28 protein-coding genes are annotated in these 26,355 nt (G+C 61.6%); 19 read left to right on the top strand and 9 right to left on the bottom strand.

Annotated features, from left to right (window positions below; translation table 11 throughout):
* The 3 genes from NATGR_RS02730 to NATGR_RS02740 form a co-directional block, all read right to left on the bottom strand.
* Entirely contained in the window at window positions 1-465 is a 465-nt protein-coding gene (locus NATGR_RS02730) for a DUF7346 family protein (protein WP_005576211.1), read from the bottom strand.
* A complete protein-coding gene (locus NATGR_RS02735) occupies window positions 462-929 on the bottom strand; it encodes a DUF7322 domain-containing protein (RefSeq protein WP_015233258.1) in 468 nt (155 codons plus the stop codon). Before NATGR_RS02735 ends, NATGR_RS02730 begins: the two co-directional genes overlap by 4 nt.
* A 289-nt stretch (window positions 930-1,218) precedes the next feature.
* Window positions 1,219-1,407 carry a DUF7331 family protein gene (locus tag NATGR_RS02740; protein ID WP_005576208.1) on the bottom strand — a complete coding sequence of 63 codons (189 nt, stop codon included), beginning with the start codon at window positions 1,405-1,407 and terminating at the stop codon, window positions 1,219-1,221.
* Window positions 1,408-1,537: 130 nt separating this feature from the next.
* On the opposite strand from NATGR_RS02740, the gene NATGR_RS02745 reads away from it, so the two are divergent.
* The 7 genes from NATGR_RS02745 (at window position 1,538) to NATGR_RS02775 (ending at window position 10,157) form a co-directional block, all read left to right on the top strand.
* Window positions 1,538-4,267, top strand: coding sequence for a DNA-directed DNA polymerase (locus NATGR_RS02745; protein ID WP_005576206.1), 2,730 nt, complete (start codon window positions 1,538-1,540; stop codon window positions 4,265-4,267).
* Between the two features lie 507 nt (window positions 4,268-4,774).
* Window positions 4,775-5,689, top strand: a complete 915-nt coding sequence (locus NATGR_RS02750; RefSeq protein WP_005576204.1) for an ABC transporter ATP-binding protein — start codon at window positions 4,775-4,777, stop codon at window positions 5,687-5,689.
* Window positions 5,690-5,750: 61 nt separating this feature from the next.
* Window positions 5,751-7,181: a Fe-S cluster assembly protein SufB gene (gene sufB / locus NATGR_RS02755; RefSeq protein ID WP_015233259.1), complete on the top strand. Its 1,431-nt coding sequence runs from the start codon at window positions 5,751-5,753 to the stop codon at window positions 7,179-7,181.
* Between the two features lies 1 nt (window position 7,182).
* The gene (gene sufD, locus NATGR_RS02760; RefSeq protein ID WP_015233260.1) at window positions 7,183-8,400 is read left to right on the top strand and encodes a Fe-S cluster assembly protein SufD; all 1,218 of its coding nucleotides are present in this window, start codon (window positions 7,183-7,185) and stop codon (window positions 8,398-8,400) included.
* 104 nt (window positions 8,401-8,504) lie between these two features.
* Window positions 8,505-8,999, top strand: a complete 495-nt coding sequence (locus tag NATGR_RS02765) for a M41 family metallopeptidase (RefSeq protein WP_005576188.1) — start codon at window positions 8,505-8,507, stop codon at window positions 8,997-8,999.
* A gap of 217 nt (window positions 9,000-9,216) precedes the next feature.
* On the top strand, window positions 9,217-9,651 hold the full coding sequence (locus NATGR_RS02770) for a metal-dependent transcriptional regulator (protein ID WP_005576187.1): 435 nt from the start codon (window positions 9,217-9,219) through the stop codon (window positions 9,649-9,651).
* Between the two features lie 128 nt (window positions 9,652-9,779).
* Window positions 9,780-10,157, top strand: a complete 378-nt coding sequence (locus tag NATGR_RS02775) for a hypothetical protein (protein WP_005576184.1) — start codon at window positions 9,780-9,782, stop codon at window positions 10,155-10,157.
* A gap of 130 nt (window positions 10,158-10,287) precedes the next feature.
* Here the strand turns inward: NATGR_RS02775 and NATGR_RS02780 are convergent, their stop codons facing one another.
* The gene (locus tag NATGR_RS02780; RefSeq protein ID WP_005576182.1) at window positions 10,288-12,084 is read right to left on the bottom strand and encodes a phospholipase D-like domain-containing protein; all 1,797 of its coding nucleotides are present in this window, start codon (window positions 12,082-12,084) and stop codon (window positions 10,288-10,290) included.
* A gap of 92 nt (window positions 12,085-12,176) precedes the next feature.
* On the opposite strand from NATGR_RS02780, the gene NATGR_RS02785 reads away from it, so the two are divergent.
* The 4 genes from NATGR_RS02785 to NATGR_RS02800 all read left to right on the top strand — a co-directional run bounded on the left by NATGR_RS02785 (window position 12,177) and on the right by NATGR_RS02800 (window position 16,567).
* Complete coding sequence (locus NATGR_RS02785) at window positions 12,177-13,031, top strand: HpcH/HpaI aldolase/citrate lyase family protein (protein ID WP_005576180.1); 855 nt, start codon at window positions 12,177-12,179, stop codon at window positions 13,029-13,031.
* 115 nt (window positions 13,032-13,146) lie between these two features.
* Window positions 13,147-14,403 carry a Glu/Leu/Phe/Val family dehydrogenase gene (locus NATGR_RS02790; protein WP_005576178.1) on the top strand — a complete coding sequence of 419 codons (1,257 nt, stop codon included), beginning with the start codon at window positions 13,147-13,149 and terminating at the stop codon, window positions 14,401-14,403.
* A gap of 60 nt (window positions 14,404-14,463) precedes the next feature.
* Window positions 14,464-14,961, top strand: coding sequence for a DUF2062 domain-containing protein (locus NATGR_RS02795; RefSeq protein WP_005576176.1), 498 nt, complete (start codon window positions 14,464-14,466; stop codon window positions 14,959-14,961).
* A gap of 406 nt (window positions 14,962-15,367) precedes the next feature.
* Window positions 15,368-16,567: a DHH family phosphoesterase gene (locus NATGR_RS02800; protein WP_005576174.1), complete on the top strand. Its 1,200-nt coding sequence runs from the start codon at window positions 15,368-15,370 to the stop codon at window positions 16,565-16,567.
* Between the two features lie 38 nt (window positions 16,568-16,605).
* Here the strand turns inward: NATGR_RS02800 and NATGR_RS19820 are convergent, their stop codons facing one another.
* A complete protein-coding gene (locus tag NATGR_RS19820; RefSeq protein WP_005576172.1) occupies window positions 16,606-16,776 on the bottom strand; it encodes an HVO_0758 family zinc finger protein in 171 nt (56 codons plus the stop codon).
* A 185-nt stretch (window positions 16,777-16,961) separates the two neighbouring features.
* On the opposite strand from NATGR_RS19820, the gene NATGR_RS02805 reads away from it, so the two are divergent.
* The 6 genes from NATGR_RS02805 (at window position 16,962) to NATGR_RS02830 (ending at window position 21,820) form a co-directional block, all read left to right on the top strand.
* Window positions 16,962-18,125 (top strand): glycosyltransferase family protein, encoded by a 1,164-nt coding sequence (locus tag NATGR_RS02805; RefSeq protein ID WP_005576170.1) that lies wholly within the window; start codon window positions 16,962-16,964, stop codon window positions 18,123-18,125.
* 26 nt (window positions 18,126-18,151) lie between these two features.
* Window positions 18,152-18,625 (top strand): DUF7109 family protein, encoded by a 474-nt coding sequence (locus NATGR_RS02810; RefSeq protein ID WP_005576169.1) that lies wholly within the window; start codon window positions 18,152-18,154, stop codon window positions 18,623-18,625.
* Between the two features lie 3 nt (window positions 18,626-18,628).
* A complete protein-coding gene (locus NATGR_RS02815; RefSeq protein WP_005576168.1) occupies window positions 18,629-19,216 on the top strand; it encodes an NUDIX hydrolase in 588 nt (195 codons plus the stop codon).
* Window positions 19,217-19,368: 152 nt separating this feature from the next.
* The gene (locus tag NATGR_RS02820) at window positions 19,369-19,698 is read left to right on the top strand and encodes a hypothetical protein (protein ID WP_161605742.1); all 330 of its coding nucleotides are present in this window, start codon (window positions 19,369-19,371) and stop codon (window positions 19,696-19,698) included.
* A gap of 167 nt (window positions 19,699-19,865) precedes the next feature.
* Window positions 19,866-20,636, top strand: a complete 771-nt coding sequence (locus NATGR_RS02825) for a creatininase family protein (RefSeq protein ID WP_005576164.1) — start codon at window positions 19,866-19,868, stop codon at window positions 20,634-20,636.
* Entirely contained in the window at window positions 20,633-21,820 is a 1,188-nt protein-coding gene (locus tag NATGR_RS02830) for an NAD(P)/FAD-dependent oxidoreductase (RefSeq protein ID WP_005576162.1), read from the top strand. Before NATGR_RS02825 ends, NATGR_RS02830 begins: the two co-directional genes overlap by 4 nt.
* A gap of 103 nt (window positions 21,821-21,923) precedes the next feature.
* On the opposite strand, the gene NATGR_RS02835 is transcribed toward NATGR_RS02830, so the two are convergent.
* The 3 genes from NATGR_RS02835 to NATGR_RS19825 form a co-directional block, all read right to left on the bottom strand.
* Window positions 21,924-22,373 carry an Hsp20/alpha crystallin family protein gene (locus NATGR_RS02835; RefSeq protein WP_005576160.1) on the bottom strand — a complete coding sequence of 150 codons (450 nt, stop codon included), beginning with the start codon at window positions 22,371-22,373 and terminating at the stop codon, window positions 21,924-21,926.
* Window positions 22,370-22,501, bottom strand: a complete 132-nt coding sequence (locus NATGR_RS20385; RefSeq protein ID WP_269459372.1) for a hypothetical protein — start codon at window positions 22,499-22,501, stop codon at window positions 22,370-22,372. Before NATGR_RS20385 ends, NATGR_RS02835 begins: the two co-directional genes overlap by 4 nt.
* An 83-nt stretch (window positions 22,502-22,584) precedes the next feature.
* Entirely contained in the window at window positions 22,585-22,746 is a 162-nt protein-coding gene (locus tag NATGR_RS19825; protein ID WP_005576158.1) for a DUF7559 family protein, read from the bottom strand.
* A gap of 109 nt (window positions 22,747-22,855) precedes the next feature.
* On the opposite strand from NATGR_RS19825, the gene NATGR_RS02840 reads away from it, so the two are divergent.
* Both NATGR_RS02840 and NATGR_RS02845 read left to right on the top strand, forming a co-directional pair.
* Window positions 22,856-24,598, top strand: a complete 1,743-nt coding sequence (locus tag NATGR_RS02840; protein ID WP_005576157.1) for a radical SAM protein — start codon at window positions 22,856-22,858, stop codon at window positions 24,596-24,598.
* Between the two features lie 221 nt (window positions 24,599-24,819).
* Window positions 24,820-25,230, top strand: coding sequence for a TRAM domain-containing protein (locus NATGR_RS02845; RefSeq protein WP_005576155.1), 411 nt, complete (start codon window positions 24,820-24,822; stop codon window positions 25,228-25,230).
* 226 nt (window positions 25,231-25,456) lie between these two features.
* On the opposite strand, the gene NATGR_RS02850 is transcribed toward NATGR_RS02845, so the two are convergent.
* Window positions 25,457-26,221: a heptaprenylglyceryl phosphate synthase gene (locus NATGR_RS02850; RefSeq protein ID WP_005576153.1), complete on the bottom strand. Its 765-nt coding sequence runs from the start codon at window positions 26,219-26,221 to the stop codon at window positions 25,457-25,459.
* Window positions 26,222-26,355 lie beyond the last annotated feature (134 nt).

Genomic DNA, 26,355 nt, shown 5'->3' on the forward strand with positions numbered 1-26,355 from the left:
CTACTCGAGTGGCGGCTCTTCGTTCTCGTCGTTTTCGGCAGTCTCGTCGGTTCGAATTGCCTCGAGTGCCAACTCACACGTTTCGGTGAGTCGATAGCCACGTTCGCCGGCGACGTCGATTTCCGCGAGCAGGCCGGCCGACGAGAGGACAGTCAGCCGTCCGTGGAGGTCACTCTCACAGAGGTTGTAGGCGTCGAGTAACGTGCGAACGCCAAGTGCCCCGCGGTTCTCGAGTTCGACCAGCAGGCCGAGCGTCTTCTCGTCGTGGACGTTCGTCAGGAGGGTCCGAACCGGGTCGTCGATCGTCGCGGCTGCCGTCTCGAGTCCGGATTCGGCGACGAACTCGAGGCGGTCGTTCTGGACGTAACACTCGTCTCCGGTCTCGGGGTCGCGGACGAGACTCGCTCGTTCGGAGCGTTTCAAGAGCAGGTACCGGTTTCCGTGGTCGTCTCGAACAGGTTTCATGGGTCGGTATCGTCGGTTTCGTTCTCGGTCGGAGCGGATTCCGTGGTGGTGGTCTCCGCGGCTGTCGGTTTCGAACTGCTCGAGGTGTCGGCATCGAAGGCCCGATACCGACGGATAGCGAGACCAAACAAGACGAGTCCGCCGCTGATCAACCAGACGCTGTACGTCGTGTTCCCTTCGAAGACAAAGAGCATGATGCCGAGCGAGAGAACGAAGACGGCCGCGTTGATCACGAGTACGAGTGCCCAGAACATCTTCACGAGATCGGCTGGAGCGCCCGTCCCGGCAGTGGACATCTCCGGAATCGACACGTTCGGGGGCTCCGGTGGCTCCGGGGGCTCCGGCCCCGATTTCGGGTCGACGGCCGGAATCGTCAGCGAGTCGCTGTCCGGGTCCCCGAATTCAGCCTCCGGATCGTACTCCTCGGGCGCGTCCGGCTCGTGGTCGCTCCGGTCGAGTGCCACGGACGAGTGGAGGACCACCGGAAAGAAAAGGATTCGTGTTCGAACTCGAACGGTCTGCTGTCGCCAATTACCGGCGATAACCGGACCTGAATCGTCAACTGGTGGTGGCGAGTACCGGCTCAACCGTCGGATGCCGGGTTGATTCGGCCGACACGGCCGGGTTCGACGCCCAGTGAAGGGTTAGCCGCCACTTTGGGAACAAAACAGTCCCAGGCGGTTTGCTGTGCGTTGTTTCCGGTGTACTGTGTCCCGAAGCGCGTGCACTGGGAGATCGGTACAGCAGTCTCGCTCAGGCGAGTTCCTCGAGGACGAGCGTTCGGGACGTTTCCATCCACGCGAGGGGGTTCTCGGCGTCGTAGAAGACGACGCCGTCGTCGGTTTCGTAGGATTCGATCGTCGCCGTTCCCTCGGGAGCGCTACTCGGCTCGCGTCGATCCATCGTTTCGTCGTCGTTTGCGGGGGAAGACACGTCGATCACCTCGAGTGGTGTTATGTGTTACCACAGTATAGGTCTTGTTGCCCGTGCAGTGTCACGATCCGCAGACGGCAGGTCGATCGTCCCGATGGATTGCGGGGGTTTTTATTTGGGGACTCCAAACTGCGATACCATGACTGAGGCGGGCCAGGCCGGACTCACGGAGTTTTCGTCGTCACCGGAGTCCGACGGTGAGAAGAGACCCGACGAAGAGGCAGTCGCCGTCGCAGGCGCGACCAACGGGAGCGGCGTCGAGGTCGTCGACGTCGTCGAGGAGACGCTTCCGGACGCCGACGGCGACCTCGAACTCGCCGTGATGCAGGTCGACTACACGGTCACTGGCTACGGGGACGAAGAACAACCGATCATACACGTCTTCGGGCGGACGCCGGACGGAACGCTCGAGCACGTCCAGGTAGTCGACTTCGAGCCGTACTTCTACGCGCCGACGGAGACGCTCGAGCGGCCGCCCGAAGAGGAGTACGACCGACTGACTGGGAGCCGTGAGTACGATCGAAACGGCGAGCGCTACGAGAGTATCCGTGGCGAGAAACTGACCAAGATTTTCGGTCAGACGCCACGCGACGTCGGACAGGTCCGTGACGACTTCGAGCACTACGAGGCGGACATTCTCTTTCCGAATCGGTTCCTGATCGACAAGGACGTCCGTAGTGGCATTCGTATCCCCGAACGCAGGGCCGACGACGACTCGCTGGTGATCCATCACGAGGAGGTCGAGCCAGTTGACGTCGACGCCGAGCCGCGCGTGTTGACGTTCGACATCGAGGTCGACGACCGCTCCGGCTTCCCCGAGGACGGCGAGGAACCGATCGTCTGTCTCACGAGCCACGATTCGTACGAAGACGAGTACATCATGTGGCTCTACGAGGCCCCGATCGGCGACGGCGAGATTCCAGCAGAGATCGCCGAGTACGACCCGATCGAGGGCGAGATCGATCACGAGGTCCGGGCCTTCGAGGAGGAAGAAGCCATGCTCGAGGCCTTTATGGAGTACGTCGAAGAAACCGACGGAGACGTGCTTACGGGGTGGAACTTCGAGGATTTCGACGCGCCGTACTTCCTCGATCGACTCGAGGAACTTCAGGGCGGCCACGACTACGACCTCTCGATCGATCGCCTCTCTCGCGTCGACGAGGTCTGGCGGAGCAACTGGGGTGGCCCGGACATCAAGGGCCGGGTCGTCTTCGACCTGCTGTATGGCTACCAGCGGATGGTTTTCTCGGAGCTGGACTCCTATCGACTGGACGCCGTCGGCGAGGAAGAACTGGGCGTCGGGAAAGAGCGGTACGCTGGCGATATCGGCGACCTCTGGGAAGACAATCCCACCCAGTTGCTCGAGTACAACCTCCGGGACGTCGAACTCTGTGTCGAACTCGACCGCCAGCAGGCGATCGTCGCTTTCTGGGACGAGGTGCGGTCGTTCGTCGGCTGTAAACTCGAGGACGCGCCGACGCCCGGTGACGCGGTCGACATGTACGTCCTCCATCAGGCTCACGGCCGATTCGCACTCCCTTCCAAGGGCCAGCAAGAAGCCGGCGAAGAGTACGAGGGAGGTGCCGTCTTCGAGCCGATCACGGGCGTCAAAGAGAACGTCACCGTGCTCGACCTGAAATCGCTGTACCCGATGTGTATGGTGACCGTGAACGCGTCGCCGGAGACGAAGGTCGATCCCGAGACCTACGACGGCGAGACCTACGAGGCGCCGACGGGGACCCACTTCCGGAAGGAACCGGACGGCGTCAACCGAACGATGATCGAGGAACTGCTCGCCGAGCGCGAGGAGAAGAAAGAGCTCCGGAACCAGCACGAGCCTGGCACGCCCGAGTACGAGCAGTACGACCGCCAGCAGGGAGCAGTGAAGGTCATTATGAACTCGCTCTACGGAGTGTCAGGATGGGAACAATTTCGGCTCTACGACAAAGAGGCAGCGGCTGCAATCACCGCCACTGGGCGTGAAGTAATCGAATTTACGGAGACAGCAGCGAACGAACTCGATTATCAGGTCGCGTATGGTGACACCGACTCGGTCATGCTCGAACTCGGCGACGGCATCCCGAAGGAGAAAGCCCTCGAGACGTCTTTCGAGATCGAGGAGCACATCAACGACCGGTACGACGACTTCGCTCGAGAGGACCTGAACGCCGACCAGCACCGTTTCCAGATCGAGTTCGAGAAGCTCTATCGACGATTCTTCCAGGCGGGCAAGAAAAAACGGTACGCCGGCCACATCACCTGGAAGGAGGGGAAAGACGTCGACACGATCGACATCGTCGGCTTCGAGTACCAGCGGTCGGACATCGCGCCGATCACCAAGGAGGTCCAGCATCGCGTCATCGAGATGATCGTCAAGGAAGGCGACGTCGAGGGTGCCAAGGAGTACGTCAACGGGGTCATCGAGGACGTCCTCGACGGGAACGTCTCGGACGAAGAGATCGCCATCCCAGGTGGTATCGGCAAGCGACTGGACAACTACGACACGGACACAGCCCAGGTTCGGGGTGCGAAGTATGCCAACCTCCTGCTTGATACCAACTTTCAGCGGGGCAGCAAACCCAAGCGACTCTACCTCGACCGCGTCGATCCCGCGTTCTTCCGCCGGATGGAAGACGAATGTGGGTTCGATCCCCAGCGCGATCCGCTCTACGGTGCGTTCAAGCGCGATCCCGACGTGATCTGTTTCGAGTACGACGACCAGATCCCCGAGGCGTTCGAGGTCGACTACGACAAGATGCTCGAGAAGACTTTGAAGGGACCAATCGAACGCATCCTCGAGGCACTCGACGTCTCCTGGGAGGAAGTCAAAAGTGGCCAAGAGCAGACCGGTCTAGACAGTTTCATGTGAGCTACTGGGCCGTCGCAGTGGCCCTCTACTCGTCGACCGATGGATCGAACCCGATCGTGTGGGGCCGGTTCGATCCATCGGTTCGAGCCTGGCCACTCCACTTCTACTGTAGTAGCCACTGCACGTCGGTGTGCACCCGCCTACGCTGAGTGTCGCGCGGTTCGGGACGAAATGAGCCCGCGATCGGTGTGGGCGGTGTGCAACCAGTTTCAGTTGTTACGATAAGCCCTCGAAATCGGGGCGATTCGGCGACACACCGATTGATAGCGGACGCTGGTCGCTGTAAACGAACTCCACAGGTAGTGACTTACCTCACGTAAGCCAGCCCGCCGAAAGACGGTAGTATAAGGCCTTTCGGAGGATAATTGGGGCTTTTCCACTTGCAAGCAGTGGAGAGGGAATACTAGTTCTCTCTTCAAAAAATTATTTTGGTGATAGAATACCGTATCCAAATGGATACGAAACCGTTATTAGTCATACGACCCACCATTCAAACGACAGAGTACTATGGCACGTCTCGAACTGAGCAACCTGCACGCGGAAGTGGCAGAAGGCGGCGAGAAGATCCTCGAGGGCGTCGATCTCGAGGTCGAGCCGGGCGAGATCCACGCCCTGATGGGACCGAACGGTTCCGGGAAGTCGACGACCGCGAAGGTCGTCGCCGGCCACCCAGCCTACGAGGTTACCGAGGGGGCAGTCCTGCTTCACCTCGACGAAGACGAGTTCGGCGACGAAGTCGAGATCGACGAGGACCAGCGCACCTGGGATCTGCTGGACCTCGAGCCGAACGAGCGTGCCGCGCTCGGTGTCTTCCTCGGCTTCCAGTATCCGGCCGAGATCGAGGGCGTCACGATGACGAACTTCCTCCGAACGGCACTGAACGCCAAACTCGAGGAGCGTGAAGAGCTGTTCGAGGAAGAGGAAGGCGACGAAGACGAAGACGAGGACGAAGACGAGGGCTTCGAAACGTCGCCGATGGAAGGTCCCGCCGACGAGGGCGAGATCGGCGTCGCCGAGTTCCAAGAGATCCTCGCCGAGAAGATGGAGCAACTGGACATGGACGAGAAGTTCGCCCAGCGCTATCTCAACGCTGGCTTCTCTGGCGGTGAGAAAAAGCAAAACGAAGTGTTGCAGGCTGCAATCCTCGAGCCGTCGGTTGCCGTTCTCGACGAGATCGACTCCGGTCTCGACATCGACCGGCTCCAAGATGTCTCGAACGGTATCAACGCCCTACGAGACGAGCAGGGAACCGGCATCCTCCAGATTACTCACTACCAGCGCATCCTCGACTACGTCGAGCCCGACCACGTCCACGTGATGCTCGACGGCCAGATCGCAAAGAGTGGCGGTCCGGAACTCGCCAAAAAACTCGAGGACAAGGGCTACGACTGGGTCCGTGAGGAAGTCTACGGCACTGCGTAACCGGATTCAGCTAGAAGAATGGTAACAACCCTGTCGCCGTAATCACGACCACAATCAAATCATGAGTTCCGAACAAGATCATCTCAAAGAGACTGACACCGAAGCGCGGTTCGAGTTCAAGAAAGAACACGAGGCCGCGGTAACGTCCGAGAAGGGACTGACCGAGGAGGTCATTCGTATGATCTCCGACGACAAAGACGAGCCCGACTGGATGCTCGAGCGCCGACTGCGCGCCCTCGAGCAGTACCAGAACATGCCGATGCCGACGGACTGGCCCGGCCAGCCCGACCTCTCGGGTCTAGACATCGAGGAGATCATCCCGTATATCCGCCCTGACGTCGACGAACGTGAAGGCGTCGACGACTGGACGGAGCTCCCGGACGAGATCAAAGACACCTTCGACAAGCTGGGGATTCCGGAAGCCGAGAAGAACGCCCTCTCGGGCGTTGGAGCCCAGTACGAGTCGGAGGTCGTCTATCAGAACATGCAAGAACAGTGGGAGGAGAAGGGTGTCGTCTTCATGAACATGGACAAGGCCGTCCAGGAGCACCCCGAACTCGTCAAAGAGCACTTCATGACGACCTGCGTGCCGCCCAGCGACAACAAGTTCGCGGCACTGCACGGGGCCGTCTGGTCGGGCGGCTCGTTCGTCTACGTTCCCGAAGACGTCACCGTCGAGATGCCCGTCCAGGCCTACTTCCGGATGAATTCGGAAGGAATGGGCCAGTTCGAGCACACGCTGATCATCGCCGAGGAAGGCTCCGAGGTCCACTACATCGAGGGCTGTTCCGCGCCGAAGTACGGTGCCCACAACCTCCACTCGGGTGGCGTCGAAGTCTTCGTCAAAGAGGACGCTCACGTCCAGTACTCGACCGTGCAAAACTGGTCGAAGAACACCTACAACCTCAACACGAAACGCGCCATCGTCGAAGAGAACGGTACGATGGAGTGGATCTCGGGCTCGATGGGGTCGAAGGCCACGATGCTCTACCCGTGTTCGATCCTCAAGGGACGGGGCGCGACCGACACCCACATCACCATCGCCTTCGCCGGCGAGGACCAGGACATCGACACTGGCGCGAAAGTCTACCACAACGCGCCCGACACGAGCTCGACCATCGAATCCAAGTCGATCTCCAAGGACGGCGGCCGCACGAACTACCGCGGGCTCGTCCACATCGCCGACGGAGCCGAAAACTCGAGTACTGCCGTCGAGTGTGACGCGTTGATGTTCGACAACGAGTCGACCAGCGACACCATGCCGTACATGGAGATCGAAGAGTCGAAAGTCGACGTCGCCCACGAGGCCACAGTCGGTAAGATCGGCGACGAAGACATCTTCTACCTCCAGAGTCGCGGCCTCGACGACGACGACGCGAAAAAGATGATCGTCGCCGGCTTCATCGAACCGATCACCGAAGAACTCCCCATCGAGTACGCCGTCGAACTCAACCGACTCATCGAACTCGAGATGGAGGGAAGCCTCGGATAATATGAGCATGACGCAGGTACACGCCAATCTGACGGAAGAACAGGTCCGCGAAATCAGCGGTGGGTTCGACGAACCCGACTGGCTGCTCGAGACTCGTCTCGAGGCCCTCGAGGCACTCGAAACACTCGAGATGCCCGACGTCATCCGGACGCCGGGCCGTGACTGGACGAACCTCCACGATCTCGACTACGAGTCGCTCGTTGACCCGCTGAACGCTGCCGAGGAGAAAGACCAAGTCGGCCCCGACGAGGTCGAGGTCCTCCCGTGGGCCGAGGCAGTCCAGGAACACGAGGACCTCATCGAAGAGCAGTTCGGTTCCGTCGTCGACCCCCATGAGAACTATTTGACGGCGCTTTCCACGGCGCTGTTTAGCACCGGGACCGTCGTCTACGTCCCCGAGGGCGTCGACGCCGAGGATGTCACCATCCGGACCAAGCAGAACTCCCGGTCGCTGTTTAACTACACGCTTGTCGTCACCGAAGAGTCGTCTTCGGTCACGATCCTCGAGCGCCAGTCGACCGGCGAGGGGCAAGAAGAACAGTACTACAGCGGGATCGTCGAGGTCGCTGCTGGCGAGAACAGTCGCGTCCAGTACGGTAGCCTCCAGAACCTCTCTGAGGAAGCCTACAACTTTACCGTAAAGCGCGGCGACGCCGACACCTACGCGACGATCGATTGGATCGAGGTCAACCTCGGAACCCAACTCACCAAGACAGAGGTCTCGACGGAACTCAGCGGCGACTCCTCCGAGACCCAGATCGTCGGCGCCTTCTACGGCCACAACGACCAGCACTTCGACCTCGACGCGAAGGTCTGGCACCGCGCCGAACACACGACGGCCGATCTCGTCACCCGCGGCGTCACCGACGACATCGCTCGCTCGGTCTACGAAGGAGTTCAAGATGTCGGCCAGGATGCGTGGGACACCAGCTCCTACCAGCGCGAGAATACCCTCATGCTCTCCGACGAGAGTGAAGCCGACGCCTCGCCGAAGCTGATCATCAACAACCACGACACCGAGGCCAGCCACTCGGCGACGGTCGGCCAGATCGATCAGGAGGATCTGCTGTACATGACTTCCCGTGGAATCGACCCACGCTCTGCGCGAAACATGCTCGTCGAGGGCTTCTTCGTGCCCGTCTTAGAAGAGATCGCCGTCGACGAACTCCGCGAAGACCTCGAAGAGTTGATCGAAGCCCGACTCCGTCAGCGCGACTAGCTCCACTCTCCGTTCCCGATTTCCTCGACTGCGAGCGAGAGACTGCGGCCGAGTCACCAACGTGCTCCGGGACGACTAAGTGACGGCGGCCCTCTTGTAGAATCATGAGTCTGGGACAGCGCGTCTCGAGCGACCACCAGCTCACCCGACTCCTCCAGATCGGGGTCGTGCTGGAAGAAGTCGTCGAGTCACGCGCCGCTCACCACCTCGAGTCACTCCCGCCCGACGAACGGACCGAGGTCGACGAGGAGGTCCGGGAACTGCTCGCCGAGGCGAGCGAAGAGTCGGCAGAGCACCGCGAGCGTCTGGAGGCACTGATCGACGATCTCGAGGCCGAGACAGTCGCCTATGAAGAGATCAACGCTCTCGTCGACGCCCAGTACGGGCCACCGGAAGACACTGACGGTGTCCTTTACGATCAACTGGCAAACGAAGAGACTGCTTACAAGTTCTACGACGATCTCATCGAGGCGATCGAGACTGCCGACGCGGAGTTTGCCATCGATCGAGGTCGTCTCCTCGAGACGCTGTACGAGATCCGTGAGGAGGAGAAAGAAGGTGTCGAAGAAGTGACTGATATAATGGAGCAGATAGCATGACCGGGGACGGCGCGACGGTCGCGACGGGATTTGCCGTCCCCGAGATCGACTGCCAACTAGTACCGTCCCAACCGTCGACTGACCGGTCGAATCGAGCCACACCGCCAGATTCGACCCATCAGTGCAGGCTTGGCCCGCCACTAGCGCGTCCCGCGTCCCGGAGTCGTCTCTACCGGCGCACCTGTCCGACCAATAGTTTCACCAACGGAGGGCTGCGATGAATACTGCAGACCAGTATCTCAAGGCAATCTATCTCGCTCAACGAATCGAAGAGGGTCCCGCCTCGACCGGCACGCTCGCGGACTTGCTCGAGGTAAGTCCAGCAAGTGTAAACGAGATGATCGGAAAACTCGAGGACCGCGAACTCGTCGAACACGAGAAATACAAGGGTGCGAGCCTAACGGACGAAGGGCTCGAGCGCGCTCACGACGCTCTCCAAACCTACTGTATCATCGAACGGTTCCTCGCGAACGTCCTCGAGGTCGAAGAGTTTCGAGCGGAGGCCCGTGCCCTCGAGAGCGTGATCGACGATACGGTCGCCGAACGGTTGGATACGATCATCGATCGCCCCCAGAAGTGCCCAGAGTGTTTCGATCCCGAACGCGACTGCTGTGAGCGACTCGAGACAGAGATCAGTGGGCGTGCGGACTGATCCACCGATACGTCTCTCTCGAGAACTACGTTTTCGTCTGTTCGATGTACTGACAGCCGGTCGAGACACGTCGGTGTCGGCCGAGTCGATCCAAAATCGTTATTGAACGTATCGACGAGATCACATTCGTGACGTTCGATCAGTTGTCTGGTCGACAGAGACGGTGGTCGAAGAGAGAGTTCGTACTCGTTATCAGCGGATGGCTGATCGTCTCCAGTCTCCTTACTGGTCGCCTGATCGATCTCGAGCGAATTCTCGACGTGGGGGTCATCATTCTCTTTGCACTGCCGTTTTTCTCGTGGCCGCTTCTCTCTCGGTACAACAAAGTCGTTGGCTGTACGATCCTCTCTGTCGGACTCGGCGTTATCTGGATCAGTATCGACGGAATCGAAGCACGGCCCAGTCGAAATCTGGGTTTCGGATACCTCTTCGCTATGTACGGTGCCGTTCTGTTCGCCCGGCCAGCACTGCTCTGTCCGTCCGACGACCACGAGGACGAGAACTAACCAGAACTGTCGACGCCAACAAACGATGTCTCCGAACCCTGGCGTGTCTCATACGGTTTGCTGTATTCAATTACCGCCAATCGCCGGCCCCGCTCTGGCGATCAGCGGTAACTAGTTACAGCAATCTGTATCAGTACCCGTCGCCGAACTGGACGTACCGAGACCCGACGACCGCCGCCACCGCGAGCGCAGCGACGACGGTCGCCGACAACTCGAGCGGGAGCGTCCAGCCGTCTCCGTTCCAGTCGTCCTCGAAGACGTCCGCGTAGAACGCGGCGGCCTCCTCGCCGTGTGCTGCGATCAACACCTCGCGGTTGTTCTCGAAAGCGTTGTCGTTCCAGTTGGCGCTGCCAACGACGGCGGTCTCGCGGTCGATCACGACGCCCTTGGCGTGGATCTTCTCGAACCGATCGGTGTCCTCGAGGAGGCGCACTTCGAGCGGGAGCGTCTCGTCTGCAGCCGTCTGCCCGAGATCGTCCGCGAGTGCGGCGTTGTCGTCTTCGTGGTACCACGTCGAGTCGAGCAGGATTCGAACGTCGACGCCTCGGCGGGCCGCGTCGACAGTCTCTTCGAGTAGTTGGGTGTCGCCGGCGATGCTGGCCTGCTTGACCAGCAACTCCTCGTCAGCGTTCCGGACGAGTTCGAGCAGGCGTCGCTCGGCGTTGTCGGGTGCGACCAGCAACTCGGCCGACTCGAGTTCGACTTGCGCCGGCGAGTGTTCGCTGGGGAACGAACGCGGCGGTGATGTCTCGTCGTCGACGAACGACGTGTCTCGCCGGAACTCGGCTCCCGGTCGAGTGTCCCATCCCTCGAAATCCGCACGAAAGACGGCCGCGAGGTCAGCGGCGAGTCGGTCGTCTGCGAGTCGAATCCCCCAGCCACGGCTCGACTCACCGCCCGTGCCAGACGGTTTCCAGTTTTCGGTCGTGACGAGAATACGGTCGTCGGCGACGGCGTATTTGGGATGATGGTAGCGATAGCGGGCACCTTCGCCACCGATTGCACGGACGGTGACGCCACCGTCCTCGAGCGTCTCGAGGACTGGTTCGGTCGCTGCCGGCGTCCCGCCGACGGGACCGGACTCGAAGAGAACTGCCACGTCGACGCCGCGGTCGGCTGCCGCGATCAGTTCCTCCGCGACTGTCTCGGACGTGATGGTGTAGCCGGCAAGCAGAAGCCGATCGTCGGCGCTTCGGATGGTCGCTTTCGGGACTGTTGGTGCATCGGGGAAGACGAACGCGGTCGCTTCGTCGGCGTCGCTCGCGGAGACGGAGAGACAGGTCGCGTCGCGGGGCCACCAGCGTCCGCTGATAGATTCGGTCGCGCTCGCTTCGCTCGCGGCCGCCGAATCGTCACGATACCACTGCTGTGCGACCGGCGCGTCGTCGTAACCGACCCGGTCGAGCGTCTCACCGCGTCGCCGGAGTTCGAGAGTGTCACCGTCGACCGCGAGGCGGACCGTCCCCTCGAGTTCGAGCACCGATTCGTCAGTCAGCGACCGCGTGGCGCTTGCGTTCGTACTGACCGCGACTCGTCCGGAGACGGTTTCGTCTGGGAGCGCCGCAGTCGTGTGACCGTCGGTGAGCGTCCAGTTCTCGAGTCGCGTCTCCGCGGGCGTCTCGAGGACGACGTATTCGCCGATGTTGCGGTGGGTCGTCGGGTTCGGGTACAGTTCGACGATCCGTGGCGTACCGGAGTGGTCGGCCGTTTTGGTCGCTCTTTCACTCGAGTTCGACGGTGGACCGTTCACAGATGTCGTGGGGTCGTCGACTGCCTCGGGTGGACAGTCGAGTTCTACTGCGGGTGAGACCGACGGTGGCAGTGGTTCGCTGCCGGTGTCGTTCGACGTGCCGGCAGCCACGACCGTTCCGGTGGTAACTGCTGTGGTGGCGAGGACGACGAACAGCACGGCGACAACGCGATCCATCGACTGCTCTGGCCGTCCCTTCGTACATAAACTCTCTGCGTGGCCGTCGCCGGTGACGTGTCTTTCTTGACGGTCGCCGTTCCAGTCGGCATATGGTTCGCAGAAGCGTCCTGTTCACGCCAGGCGATCGTCCCGAGATGCTGCAGAAGGCCCCCCGTTCGGGAGCCGACGTGGTCGTCTTCGACCTCGAAGATGCCGTCTCACCGGCCCGGAAAGACGAGGCACGGGAGGCCGTCCGCGAGGTTCTCGCTGCCGACGACTTCGATCCTGACTGTGAGGTCTGCGTCAGGATCAACGCCACCAGTGATCGGATCGAGGACGATCTCGAGGGGCTGTTCGCTGGCCGGACGTCTCTCCGTCTCGATAGCCTGATGCTCCCGAAAGCCAGCGGGGCGGCCGACGTCCACGATCTTGTCTCGGCACTCGAATCGAACGGCGTCTTCCTGCCGGTGATCCCACTGGTGGAGAGCGCCGCCGGCGTCCTCGCAGCGCCGGAGATAGCCGCCGTTCCTGCAACCGACGCGCTGGCGTTCGGTGCCGAGGACCTCTCGGCCGACGTCGGCGCGACAGTCTCCAAAGACGGCTCCGAACTCGAGTACGCACGCCAGCGAGTCGTTCTTGCCGCGGCGGCACACGACTGTCCGGCGATCGATACGCTCGTCACGGCGTTCGAAGACGAAAAGCGACTCCGCGAAGATGTCCGCCGCTCCGTCCGCCTCGGTTACGATGGCAAACTCGCCATCCATCCTGCACAGATCGACCCGATAAACGAGGCGTTCACGCCCGACGACGAGGAACTCGAGTGGGCACGGCGAGTGCTCGAGGCAAAACGCGAGGCCGACGCCGAGGGCCGTGGCGTCTTCGAGGTCGACGGCGAGATGATCGATGCACCGCTTGTCGCTCAGGCCGAACGGCTTCTCGAGCGGGCGGAAGCCACCGACCGTTGACCCTCGAAGTGGATTTACACGAAATATATACAGCAACAAATTCCTAATATTGTATCTTATTTACTATGGGTGGGTTTCGTCATACTTATTCCGTTATCTTCGGAACCTACGATCAATGTCCGAACAAGCGAACCCGTTCGAAACACTACAGTCGCAGATCGACGATGCCGCGGGACATCTCGACGTCGGCGACGACGTGATCGAACGGCTCAAACACCCGGAACGGGTTCTCGAGACGAATCTCACGATCGAACTCGACGATGGGGGCCTCGAGCGTTTCGAGGCGTTCCGGTCGCAGTTCAACGGCGACCGCGGCCCTTACAAAGGCGGCATTCGCTACCACCCGAGCGTCACTCGCGACGAGGTCAAGGCACTGTCGGGTTGGATGGTCTATAAGTGCGCGATCGTCGATGTCCCCTACGGTGGCGGGAAAGGCGGCATCGTCGTCGATCCGACAGACTACTCCGAGAGTGAGATCGAACGGCTCACTCGTGCGTTTGCGACCGAACTTCGCCCGCTAATCGGCGAAGATCGGGACATTCCTGCGCCGGACGTGAACACGGGCCAGCGGGAGATGAACTGGATCAAGGATACCTACGAAACCCTCGAAAACACCACCGAGCCGGGTGTCGTCACCGGCAAAAACATCGCCAGTGGCGGCAGCGAAGGCCGCGTCGAGGCGACTGGTCGGTCGACAGTAATCGCCGCCCGCGAAGCCTTCGACTATCTCGGGAAAGACATAGCGGGTGCGACCGTCGCCGTCCAGGGTTACGGCAACGCCGGCTGGATCGCCGCGAAACTAATCGACGAGATGGGCGCAACCGTCGTCGCCGCCAGTGACTCGAGCGGTGGCATCTCCAACCCGGACGGTTTCGATCCCGTCGCAGCAAAAAACCACAAGACAGAGACAGGCAGTATCGTCGGTTATGCGGAGTCCGAAGAGGACATCACGAACGAGGAACTGCTCACGATGGACGTCGATCTCCTCATCCCGGCCGCACTGGAGAATGCGATCGACGGCGACCTCGCCACCGACGTACAGGCCAGCGTCATCTCCGAGGCTGCAAACGGCCCGCTGACGCCGGAGGCCGACGCCGTCCTCGAGGATACAGACACCTTCGTCGTTCCCGACATCCTGGCCAACGCCGGCGGCGTCACCGTCTCCTACTTCGAGTGGGTCCAGAACCGCCAGCGGTTCTACTGGACCGAGGAGAAAGTCAACCGGGAACTCGAGGCGCTCATCGTAGAGGCGTTCGACGCACTCGTCGACACGCTCGAGGCCCGCGATCTCGACGATCCACGGACCGCAGCCTACGTGGTGGCGACCCAGCGCGTTGCCGATGCGTTCGAGGAATCGGGCACGTTTCCCTGATCGGAGAGTCCGAGACGATATTTTCTTTTGGTCTCCGACGAGTATGGGTGATTGGCCCGAATGCTGCGTGACCGACTCGAGGTGTACCGCGATCGAGTCCGCCGAAAACTGCTGGCGGCGTTCCGAGAAGAACGGACGCCACACCAGGTCGCCGCCAGTTTCGCACTCGGTATCTTCTTGACGGCCTTGCCGACGGGCGGACTTGGGGTCGGCTTGTTCTTCGTATTCACCTCTCTGTGGTCGTGGATCAGCACGCCCGCGATATTCGCGTCGGTTGCCGTCCTCAACCCGTTTGTCAAACCTGTCGTCTACGTCGCGAGCTTTCAACTCGGGGGTGTGGTGCTCGGCACGCCGCCGCTTTACGCGAGTGACTTCTCCGCGGAGACGGCACAAACGGCGATCCACCAGTTGATCGTCGGGAACATCCTCGTCGCAGTCGTGCTGTCCGGCGCGGCGTATCTCCTCCTGTTGTACCTGGCCCGGAACTACCGCTGGCGAACCTGTCAGCTCTCGACTGTCTCGTTCGGCTCGAAAATTCGGCGTCTGTTCGGCCGTTGACACCGATGAGAGAACTCCCTCCCCGTACGTGACGAGTGCAACGCCGGCGAGGGCGATCACGACGCCCGTCCCCTTCGTCGTGGCCACGCGGTCGCTCTCCTCGACTCGAACACTCTCGAGTGGCGGCAGTCCTCGCCGTCGCTGGGCGTCCACGATTACCGGTGCATAGTCTCGAGGAGTGAGAGCCGTCCGATTCGCCGTCGGCACGGAGACGTCGGCTAGCGGAACGACCCAGATCAGCCTGTCTGGTTCGACACGTGATGCCGCCACGGTTCCGGTCGACACCAACGGCGATTCCTGGCAGTTGTAGCCTGTCGAGAATATTTCAAAGACAGTAAAGAGAAATATTTGGGTTAGTGGTGAAAATCAGCGGAAAATTCTTTATGATCGAATTTGAGTGTCCGATATGAGCTATCACGACGCCTCGATTACTGCGTTCGTCGAGGCGGACGTGCTTGCCGTCGACGCGCTGATCGACTCGCTGCAAGCACTCGATCCGTTGGTGCTCTCGTTGCTGATACTCGTCGTCGTCGGACTGCTCCTCGGTGGCTGGTGGGCCGTTCGCTGGTTCCGCCGGCCGGCAGGCATTCGTCTCCAGCACGTACTCGACGACTACGACGAAGTCACAGTGCTGATGCACCCCAATCCGGACCCCGACGCGATGGCGTGTGCGATGAGTGTCGCAGCGATTGCCGCGTTCGTCGACACCGACGCGACACTGCAGTACCCCGGCGAAATCCGTCACCAGGAAAATCGCGCGTTTCGAACCGTACTCGATCTCGATCTCGAGAACGTCGAGTCGAGTTCGGATCTGGCGGCGGACGCGGTCGTCCTGGTCGATCACAACACTCCACGCGGATTCACTGGCGCACAGAACGTCGAACCCGTCGCGGTGGTCGACCACCACCCAGGTAACGGAACCGGGACGCGGTTTACCGACGTTCGAACGGACTACGGCGCGGCCTCGACGATTTTCGTGGAGTACTTCAGGGAGATGGGGGCAGTGGCTCTCGAAGACGACGAAGAACTCGAAGAGAACGAACTCGAGTTCACGCCGGAGCTTGCGACTGGTCTTCTCTATGGCATCCAGTCGGACACGAACCATCTGACGAACGGCTGTTCACGAGCAGAGTTCGACGCCTGTGCCTACCTTTTCGACAAGATCGACGAAGATCAGCTCGACCGGATCGCCAACCCGCAGGTCAGCGACGACGTGTTACAGATCAAAGCCACCGCAATCACCGAGAAACGCATCGACGGCCCGTTCGCGGTCTGTGACGTCGGCGAGATTTCGAACGTCGACGCCATCCCGCAGGCAGCCGACGAACTCATGCACCTCGAAGGGGTGACGGCGGTCGTCGTCTACGGCGAGAACGACGGCACGCTCCACCTCTCGGGTCGGTCTCGAGACGATCGTGTTCACATGGGAGAGACGCTTCGACACGCCGTCAGCGACATCCCGATGGCGAACGCGGGCGGACACGCCCGAATGGGCGGCGGACAGATATCGGTCGATCACATGGAGGGACTCGGTCCGTCCGACGGGATCTGCAAAGAGGAGTTCGAGGAACGGCTCTTTTCGTCGATGGCTGGCGAGCGGTCGTAAACCGCCTCGGGGTTACGTGACTCGAGAGATGTCGTCTCTCATCTGATCTCTTTCCACTCCTGTTTGCAGTCCGGGCAGATCCGGACCGTCTTGATCGAGTCCGGGTCGTTCTCGGTCTGTAAGGGCTTGTCACACTCGGCACAGACGAGGCGGTCGTAGGTGTCTTTATCGAGTTCGTCGTTACGGAGTGCCTGCCGGACTGATTTCATAGTCGAACGTTACGAAGCTAGAGAAGAAAAAGACCGGGGCTTGACCAGGACACGTCGACGGCGATCGTGATCGAGTGCCGACAACAACGGGCGAATGGCGGATCGATCTGTCTCGCCACCGCCGCCGATCCGTCGGTCTCGCCGGAGCCGTGGCCGTTTTATCGATTCGGCCGAACACACGACTGATGGAATACGTACAGGAGCGAATCGCGACGCTCCACGATTTCGCTGCCGTCGCCGACGCTGACGACGAAAGCGGATACCGGACGGGAACTGCCGACTCCGATCTCGTCCCCGACACCGCGATCGTCGTCCCCATGACCGAACGCGAACTCGGCAATCCCGCGGCCGAGCGAGTTCTCGACGAACTCGAACGGCTCGAGCCCGCTCCCGCGGCTGTCTTCGTTCCTCTCCGCTGTGGCCGGGACGGGATCGAACCGTTTCGCGAGTGGCTCGCGTCGTTTTCGCTCCCGACGCAACTCCTTTGGTGTAACGCGCCCGCCGCCGATCGCGCCCTCGAGCGAGCAGGAATTGGGGACGAGTTCGGCAAGGGACGTGACGTCTGGCTCGCACTCGGGCCCGCAGCCGAGGCCGGAGACTACGTTCTCGTTCACGACGCCGACGCGCGAAGCTACGAGGCCGAACACGTCCATCGGTTGCTCACACCACTCGAACTGGAGTTTTCCTTCTCCAAAGGATACTACGCTCGGATAGAAGAGAATCGGCTCTACGGCCGCCTGTTCCGGCTGTTCTACCGGCCACTCGTCCGCGCTCTCGCGGACGAACACGACGCACCCATCCTCAACTACCTCGCGGCATTTCGGTACGCACTGGCCGGCGAGTTCGCGACGACGTCCACGCTCGCCCGACGACTCCGAACGCCGCCCGCGTGGGGCCTCGAGGTCGGTACGCTCGGGGATGCCTACGACTACGCCGGCTTCGAGGGAACTGCACAGGTCGACCTCGGCCGCCACGTCCACGACCACCGCGCGGTCGCCGGCGAGAGCGGCCTCGAGAAGATGAGCCGTGAGGTCGGCGCGGAACTGTTGCGCGTACTCGAAGCGGGCGGCGTCGAACCGGAGTACGAGACGCTTCCCGACCGCTATCGAGCGGCCGGCCGTCGACTACTCGACCAGTACCGGGCCGACGCGCAGTTCAACAGACTCGAATACGACCTCGAAAGCGAACGCGCACAGCTAGATCGTTATGCCGAATCGATCGCGCCACCGGGCTCCGACCGGCGGCTACCACGCTGGACGGACACAACGATCGATCCCGAGACCGTTCTCGAGACGACCCAACCGTGGGTCGAAGCCCGCCCTGGAACCAGCGCCAGCGCACAAGACTAATCCGATAACCACCCGTGTAGCCGCGTATGGAGGCGACCGCCGACGAACTTGCTGGCGTGGTCGACCTGTTCGGTGGATTGACCCGAGCGGAACTCGATCGTGCGCTCTCGGAAGCCGCCTTCCGGGCGGACGGAGGGTCGGTCGACGGAGCGGCCGTGGAGACGACGATCGACGACGCACTCGCGTCGTTTGCACTCGTCGAGTACGACGACTGGCACGGGGCGGACCCGCTGCTCGTTGCCGGACCGACGGCGTTCCCGGCCGTTCCCGATGACGCCGAAGACATCCCCTACATCCTCGAGATCGAACGCCGCCGGCTCGACCGGGAAACGTTAGGCGAGTCGGTCCGCGATTGCTTTGCCGACGACGTCGCCGACGCGATCGAAGCGGTCGACGACGGCCGAATCCGGGAACTGATCGACGTCAGCTACGACGTCGAGTCCTGGGCACCGGTCGATCTTGCGGACGAGCGAAGTCGACTGGAAGCGGCGCTCGAGTAAGTTATGCCAGAGACGACGCTGAACCTCGATCCGATCGCGACACACGAGCCACGCGAGATCGACGACCAGGAACACGACGCAGCCATCCTCGCGCCAGTCGTCGAGCGCGACGGCGAACAGCATCTGCTGTTTACCAGGCGGGCCGACCATCTCGGTGAACACCCCGGCCAGATGAGCTTTCCCGGCGGCGGGGCCGAACCGATCGACGACTCGATCCTCGAGACGGCACTTCGGGAAGCAAACGAAGAGATCGGGCTCGAGTCGGACGAAGCCGAGGTCGTCGGCCAACTCGACGACATTCGGACGGTCTCGGAGTACGCTGTGACTCCTTTCGTCGCCCGGGTTCCCGACTGTGAGTACGACCGAGACGACGACGAGGTCGCCGAGATCGTTTTCCTGCCGCTGTCGGGACTGCTCGATCCCACGAATTACGAGTACGAACGGCGCGACCACCCCTACTACGGCGACATCGTCATCCACTACTTCCACGTCGACGGCTACACCGTCTGGGGCGCGACCGGCCGGATTTTAGTCCAGTTGCTCGAGCTCTCGACGGGGTTCGAACCGCCGGAGCGCGTCGATCGAGTCTAGCGCCTCCAGCCTTCTTGATATGATATCGAACCCGATAGGATAACTCATGATACCGTATCACGCATCCACTTTCCGGCCATCAGATATTTTATCTATCCCCCAATATCGTCGTAAAGCCGGTATATATGATGGAAAACAACGACGATTCGACGTTGGCTAATCGACGTACGGTTCTTGCAGCCGCAGGGAGCATCGGTGCTGTTGCACTTGCGGGATGTGCAGACGACGAAGATCCGGACGAACCTGAGGAAGAAGGCGACGCGACTGCCGATGCCGACGGCGAAGATCCGGACGAAGCGGAAGGCGAAGAAGGCGAAGAAGGCGAAGAAGGCGAAGAAGGCGAAGAAGGCGAAGAAGGCGAAGAAGGCGAAGAAGGTGAAGAAGGCGAAGAAGGTGAAGAAGGCGAAGAAGGTGAAGAAGGCGAAGAAGGTGAAGAAGGCGAAGAAGGCGAAGAAGGCGAAGAAGGCGAAGAAGAAGCCTAAGGCACTCACACATCTGCTGTATCAAAGCCAGGTGAGCTAGCCGGCCAGTCGTCTACCGGAACTAGTTACTGACCCCTGGTTTCGGGCTGCTGACCTGGCCGACGACGACCGATTTCTTCAATCCGACCGTCCGAGAGTATAAGTCACTCCGCTCTCCAGAAAGAGGCATGACGCTGCTTGCCGAGCAGACGACGAGTGAAGCCGCCGACGCACTCGAGTCGGCCGAAGTTGCGGTGCTACCGACGGGGAGTACCGAACAGCACGGCCCCGCACTGGCGCTGGGAATGGACCACCTGGCCGCCGAGGCGTTCGCCCGGACGGCGGTCGACCGCGAGGACGGCGATGCGGTCGTGCTCCCGACGATCCCGGTCGGTGTGAGCGAACACCACCGCCAGTTCGACGGGACGCTGTACGTCTCCGACCGCACCTTCGAACGCTACGTCACAGAGACCCTCTCGAGTGTCGCCGAACACGGTGTCCGTAAAGCCGTCGTCGTCAACGGCCACGGCGGCAACAGCGCTGCGCTCGGACGGACCGCACGGACCTTGCGGAACGAACGGACGGCGTTTGCCCCGCCGTGGAACTGGTGGGACGCCGTCGACGACCTCGCCGACGACCTGTTCGACGAGGAAGGCGGCCACGCCGACGCAATGGAGTCGAGCCTGCTGTGGCACCTCCACGAGGAACTCGTCGATCCTGGCGAACTCGAGGCCGCCGAGAACGGTGCCAGCGAGAGCTGGGGGAAGTCCGTCGACGGAGCGAACGTCGGGTTCGATACGCTCGACTTCTCGGAGAGCGGTGCGGTCGGACGACCGACCCAGGCTGACCCCGATGCGGGCAGAGAACTGTTCGTAACTGGCCGTGACCGACTTTCTGCCCTGATCGACTGGCTCGTCGAACGTCCACTGGAGGACTGCTGGCCGCGTGGTCACAAATGAACGGCGACTCGGACCCCGACCTCGCCGTCGGTGCCGACGCCTTCACCGACGAGTCCGTCGAGCGCGAGGTCGCCGTCGTTGGTGGCGGTGCAGTCGGCGCGACTGCAGCCTACGACCTGGCTCGCGCAGGCGCGGACGTGACGCTGTACGACCGCGACGGAATCGCCAGCGGCGCGAGCGGCCGGGCCGCAGGCGTCTGCTACGATGCCTACGCCGATCCACTGGACGCCGAAATCGCCAGCGACGCGATCGAGCGGTTCCGGACCCTCTCGGGCGACGATACGTTCCCGTTTGTCGAGTGTCCGTACGTCTGGCTCGCCCAGGACGGTGACGAACGCGCAGATGCCATCCGCGATCAGGTCACGAGAATGCAAGAACACGGCGTCGTCGCCCTCGAGATGGACGCCGACGCGCTGGCAGACCGGTTCGACTCGATCCGGACCGACGACGTCGAGGCCGCCGGAATCGCAGGCGCTGCGGGATACACCGACCCGGCCAGGTACACCGCCGCACTCGCCGCCGGGGCAAACGGTGCTGGAGCCGAACTCGAGGCAGAGACTCCCGTCGCGATCCGGACCGACCCACCGCGCGTCGTTCCCGAGGGTGGCGACGAACGAGAGGTCGATGCCGTGCTCGTCACAGCCGGTGCACACACGAAACAAGTGCTCGCGGATGCTGGCGTCGAAATCCCGATGAAGCCTTACCGCGTCCAGGCGCTGGTCGCCGACTGCGACCTCGAGGAGCCGACTTGCTTCGACGCGACCGCGGGTTTCTACGTTCGTCCCCACCCGGACGGAATTCTGGCCGGTGACGGCACCGAACTCCGGGAAGTCGATCCCGACAGGTACGACCGCAAGGCAAACGACGAGTTCGCCGAGGACCTCCTCGAGCGCGTCCAACATCGCCTTCCGGACGTAGACCCGGAACTCGAGCGGGCGTGGGCAGGTCTCTGTACGTCGACGCCGGATGGCGACCCGCTGGTCGGCGAAATCGAGGATGGTGTGTACGTCGCAACCGGATTCCAGGGCCACGGGTTCATGCGTGCGCCGGCAGTCGGCGAGCGGATTGCGATGGAAGTCCTCGGTGGAGACGGGATCGACGCCTTCGATCCGACGCGGTTCGACGGCGGCGAGACGTTCGAGGTGACGGAAGGAATGCAGTTAGGTGACGAGCGAGAGCGATAGAACGGATCGCATCCACACCAGACTCATATGGGTTCTCGTCGGTCAGTGCCGGCACACCCGCGATCCAGGCGGTTGCACCGGGACGTCGGTACGGCACTCCGTCTTAGCCGTCGCTAGCTGGAACGTCCGTCTGTGGTTTTTCTTCGGTCGCGTCGGACGAACCGGTGGCGTCTGGAGACCTGTCTTTCGGGATCTCGACGTTTAGCGTGCCCGTCTCGGTGATCGTCGCCGTACCCGCATCGGGGTCGACGATCGCGTCCGACGGCAACTCGGCTTCCCCACCCAGCGTCATTCCGCGACCGGGAAACCGCATCTCGTAGCGATCGCGAAACTGCCGAAAGCGTTCGATCCGAATCCTGACGTTGCCCTCGAGGTATCGTACCTGAACGTCGTCGGGCTCTGCACCGGGAGCGTCGAAGACGACGAGATACGACGTCTCGTCCTCGAGTATGTCGACGGGAAGAGATCGATGGCTCTGTATTCGGCCGTTCGCGCGCCCGATGCCACGATATAACGTTTTACCAATCGAGTTACGGACATCTTTCAGGCTCATGGTTCGTCACCCGCCAGGAACGGCGTCGTCAGGGTCGCCGTGGAGACAGAGATCGAAGACGACCGCGTGGAGGCGACTGGATCGGTGGCGAGGTCGATAGTGAAACGCTGGCAGTACACGCTGGACATACCGGATAAAAACGTACGAGGGCCACGTTGTTATCGATTGTGATCCATCGCACGAAAATATGTCGCTGCTACAATAAAAGGAGCTACGAGAGGTCGATTCGCTCCAGACACTCTGTGTCACCACAGACGGGACAAGAGAGGTCCGAAACGTCGAACTCGCCGGGAGCGTCGTACGTGTAGTGGTTCTCGAACATGTCGAGAAAACAGTCCTGTGCGGTACACGTGATCTCTGCTGTCGGTGGCATACGGTTTCAAACACCGACCGCCCCGCTAATCAACATTTGGCTCGCGTCTCGCCGCGTTCGAGTACCGCGTGTAGTCACCGTTTTACGGCTCGAAACGCTATCGATCGGTATGACTGACCCCGAACAGCTGTCGGTAACTATCGTCGACGGCTACGTCGACGAACCCGCACACTTCGGGGTGCCGCCGTACGTCTCGACGTACCCACGGTACACCGCCGGGGCGTTGATCGACGCGGGCGTTCCCCGCGAACGACTCACCTACCACACGATCGACGGCCTGCGCGACGACCCCGACCGCTGGCGCGACGTCGACGAAGCCGACCTCATGATCTACCTGGGCGGGATGACCGTTCCCGGGAAGTACGTCGGCGGCACGCCGGCAGAACCCGACGAGGTCCGAAAACTCGCCTGGACGGCAAGCGGAACGAGCCTGATGGGTGGGCCCGTCAAGTTCGGCGTTGGCGACGAGAACGCAGGCGCTACAGAGACGGAACGCCAGGACCTCGACTTCGACTTCGTCGCCAAAGGCGATGTCGAAGCCGCCGTCTTCGACCTCGTCGAGAACGGCCTCGAGGGATTCAACAATCGAATGCGCGACATCGACGAGGTTTCGCGGTGGGCCCAGGACGGCGCATTCATCGTCGAACAACATCCCAATCACCCCGACTACCTCATCGCCGAACTCGAGACTTCCAGAGGTTGTGCCTACCGGTGTTCGTTCTGTACGGAGCCGCTCTATGGCAACCCCGACTTCCGGCCGCCGCCGACAGTCGTCGGCGAAGTCGACGCCCTCTCGGACTACGGCGTCAAACACTTCCGACTCGGCCGCCAGGCCGACATTCTCGCCTACGGCGGCGACGGCGAGGCCCCCAATCCCGACGCACTGAAGCAACTCTACAGTGGGATTCGCACAGTCGCATCCGACCTCGAGACACTCCACCTCGACAACATGAACCCGATCACCATCGTCGAGTGGCCGGAGAAGTCCCGCGAGGGAATCCGGATCATCGCCGAGCACAACACGCCCGGTGACACGGCCGCGTTCGGACTCGAGTCAGCAGACCCGGTCGTCCAGGAGGAGAACAACCTCAACGTCACGACCGAGGAGTGTTTCGAGGCAGTCCGGATCGTCAACGAGGAGGCGGGATGGCGTCCCGGTGAAACGCCAGGAGACGGTCCCTCGTTTGGCGACGACGCTCCGCGCCGACTCCCGAAGCTCCTGCCGGGGATCAACCTCCTCCATGGTCTCAAAGGCGAACGCGAAGAGACCTTCGACCGAAACCGCCAGTTCCTGCAACGCGTCTCCGACGAGGGGTACATGCTCCGGCGAGTCAACATCCGTCAGGTGATGTCGTTTTCGGGCACCGATATGTCCGACACCGGTGCCGAAATCGCCCGCGACCACAAAAAACTGTTCAAACGCTACAAACGAGAGATCCGCGAGGAAATCGACAACCCGATGCTCGGGCGCGTCGCACCGCCGGGTACCGTACTCCCGGACGTCCACCTCGAGTACCACCAGGATGGGAAGACGTTCGGTCGGCAACTGGGCACGTATCCACTGCTCGTCGGCATCCCGGGCGAGCGTGAACTCGAGCGAACGGTCGACGTCGCGGTCGTCGACCACGGTTTCCGCTCGGTCACTGGCGTCCCATATCCCCTGGACGTCAACCGGGCGTCGATGGACGAACTCACTGCAATTCCGGGCATCGGTGACCGGACGGCGGGCGACATCGTCGTCAACCGCCCGTACGATTCGGTGGCAGACGCCAGCACAGTCGAGTCCGAAACGGGTATCGACCTTTCACGGCTCGCGACGGCCGAGACCGTCGAACTGGCTGACGACGATTGATGCGGTTTCCCGTCAGTCGTCTCCGCCACACACGACCCGAAGTGGTTGCACCGGGACGTCGGTTACCACAATCCGTACGCTAACACGACCGCTCGAGTGGTTATAACCGTCAGTTTCGGCCGCACTCGAGCGGTGGTCGGCGACGTTCAGCCGAACTATGCGGTGCTCGGTCGGTAGTTCTATTATGCAGGCGGCGTAGAGAGAGTGATGAGGGTCTACCTGTGGAAATATCTGAAAAACTCCTGTGTCTGTTCAGTACGGAAGTTTCGGCAGAGGAGGATCGGTACGTTATCGAAGTACCACGGCAGGAAGTGGAGACCGGCGACATCGATCCAGAGGAAGTGTACCGGGTCGCACTCATCTCGCGTGACGAGGCAACCGACGGTAGCGGAGAGACCGCCTCGACACAGCCACAGAGTGCACCATCCGAGCCGCAACCTCCGGTCGACGTCGGCGAAACGCGCTACGTCGAGATCGAAGACATCGGCAAGCAAGGCGACGGAATCGCCCGCGTCGAACGTGGCTACGTCATCATCGTTCCGGGTGCCGATGTCGGCGACCGGGTCAAGATCGAAGTCACCGAAGTCAAGTCGAACTTCGCAGTCGGCGAAATCATCGAGGAAACGTTCTAGATACGCGTTCGGCCGTACGATACGGTCGAGTACGCGGGACGATCCTCGGTGATCCTTTCGTTCTAGTACCGTCCCAACCGTCGACTCTGACTAGTGCGCTCTACTCCTGATCGAGAATCGTGATCGGTTTGGGCCAACTCTCAACTAGTCGGTCCACGCTTGGGACGGTACTAGCGAACGGCTGGGAACTGACTATCGCCGTCCCAGCGGTTCGACTCCCCGGTCGTCAGGCTGGAATCGTCTCTCTGAACCGCTCGGGGTCCTCGTGGAAACAGTCACCGACGACGATCGCGTCCGCTCCGGCCTCGAGGATTTCTGTCGCTTTCTCGGCGCTGTCGATACCGCCGCCGTACAGCAGCGTCGTCTCCGAGAGATACGTCGACGCAGCCTCGACGTCCGCCGGTCCACCGTAGGTTCCCGAGTACTCGACGTAGAAGACGGGAAAGCCATAGAACGACTCGGTTGCGAGTGCAGCACCGGCGACCTGCTCCGGCGTATACTTGCTGTCGACGCCGGCGACGTTTGCAGCCTCGGACTCGAGATGCTGGACCACGTAGCCCTCGCCGACCACTTTCTCGGTAAGCGTCGAGACGACAGACGCACCTTTCGACGCGACGAAGTTGCCGACGACCGGCAGACTCGACCCGAACAGTTCTTCCGGCTTCTGCCCGACTTCGGTGAAGAGTTCGACGTGCTTGCCGACGAAGTGTTTCCGGTTGCCGTTGTAGACCGCCGGAACGGAGACGTGGTCGACTGCTTCGATCGTGTCGGTCGAGACGTGATCGGCGCTGTACGGTTCCTGCCAGACGGGGCGGTCGGGATATGCGTCACCGACCGCTTCGACCGTTTCGAGCGTATTCTCGGCCGTGACGCCGTCCGAGCCACCGACGATGATCAAGTCGGTTCCCTCGAGTACCTCGAGGTCGTCTGGAAGTGATTTGGCGGGATCGACCTTCGTAATGTGGCTAATCCGACTCCAGTCGACGTTCATGGCGGTCGTTTGTCCCCCGTTATGAATTTCTTATCGGTTTCGCGAGACAGCCGACGCTTCGAGGGGCGGCCAACGGTCGGACAGTCTGTTGTACCGCTGTACCGGCGAACGGCTGTCCGTCCGGACTGGTTCCC

Origin of the sequence: Natronobacterium gregoryi SP2 (assembly GCF_000230715.2) — an archaeon.
Classification (GTDB): Archaea; Halobacteriota; Halobacteria; order Halobacteriales; family Natrialbaceae; genus Natronobacterium; species Natronobacterium gregoryi.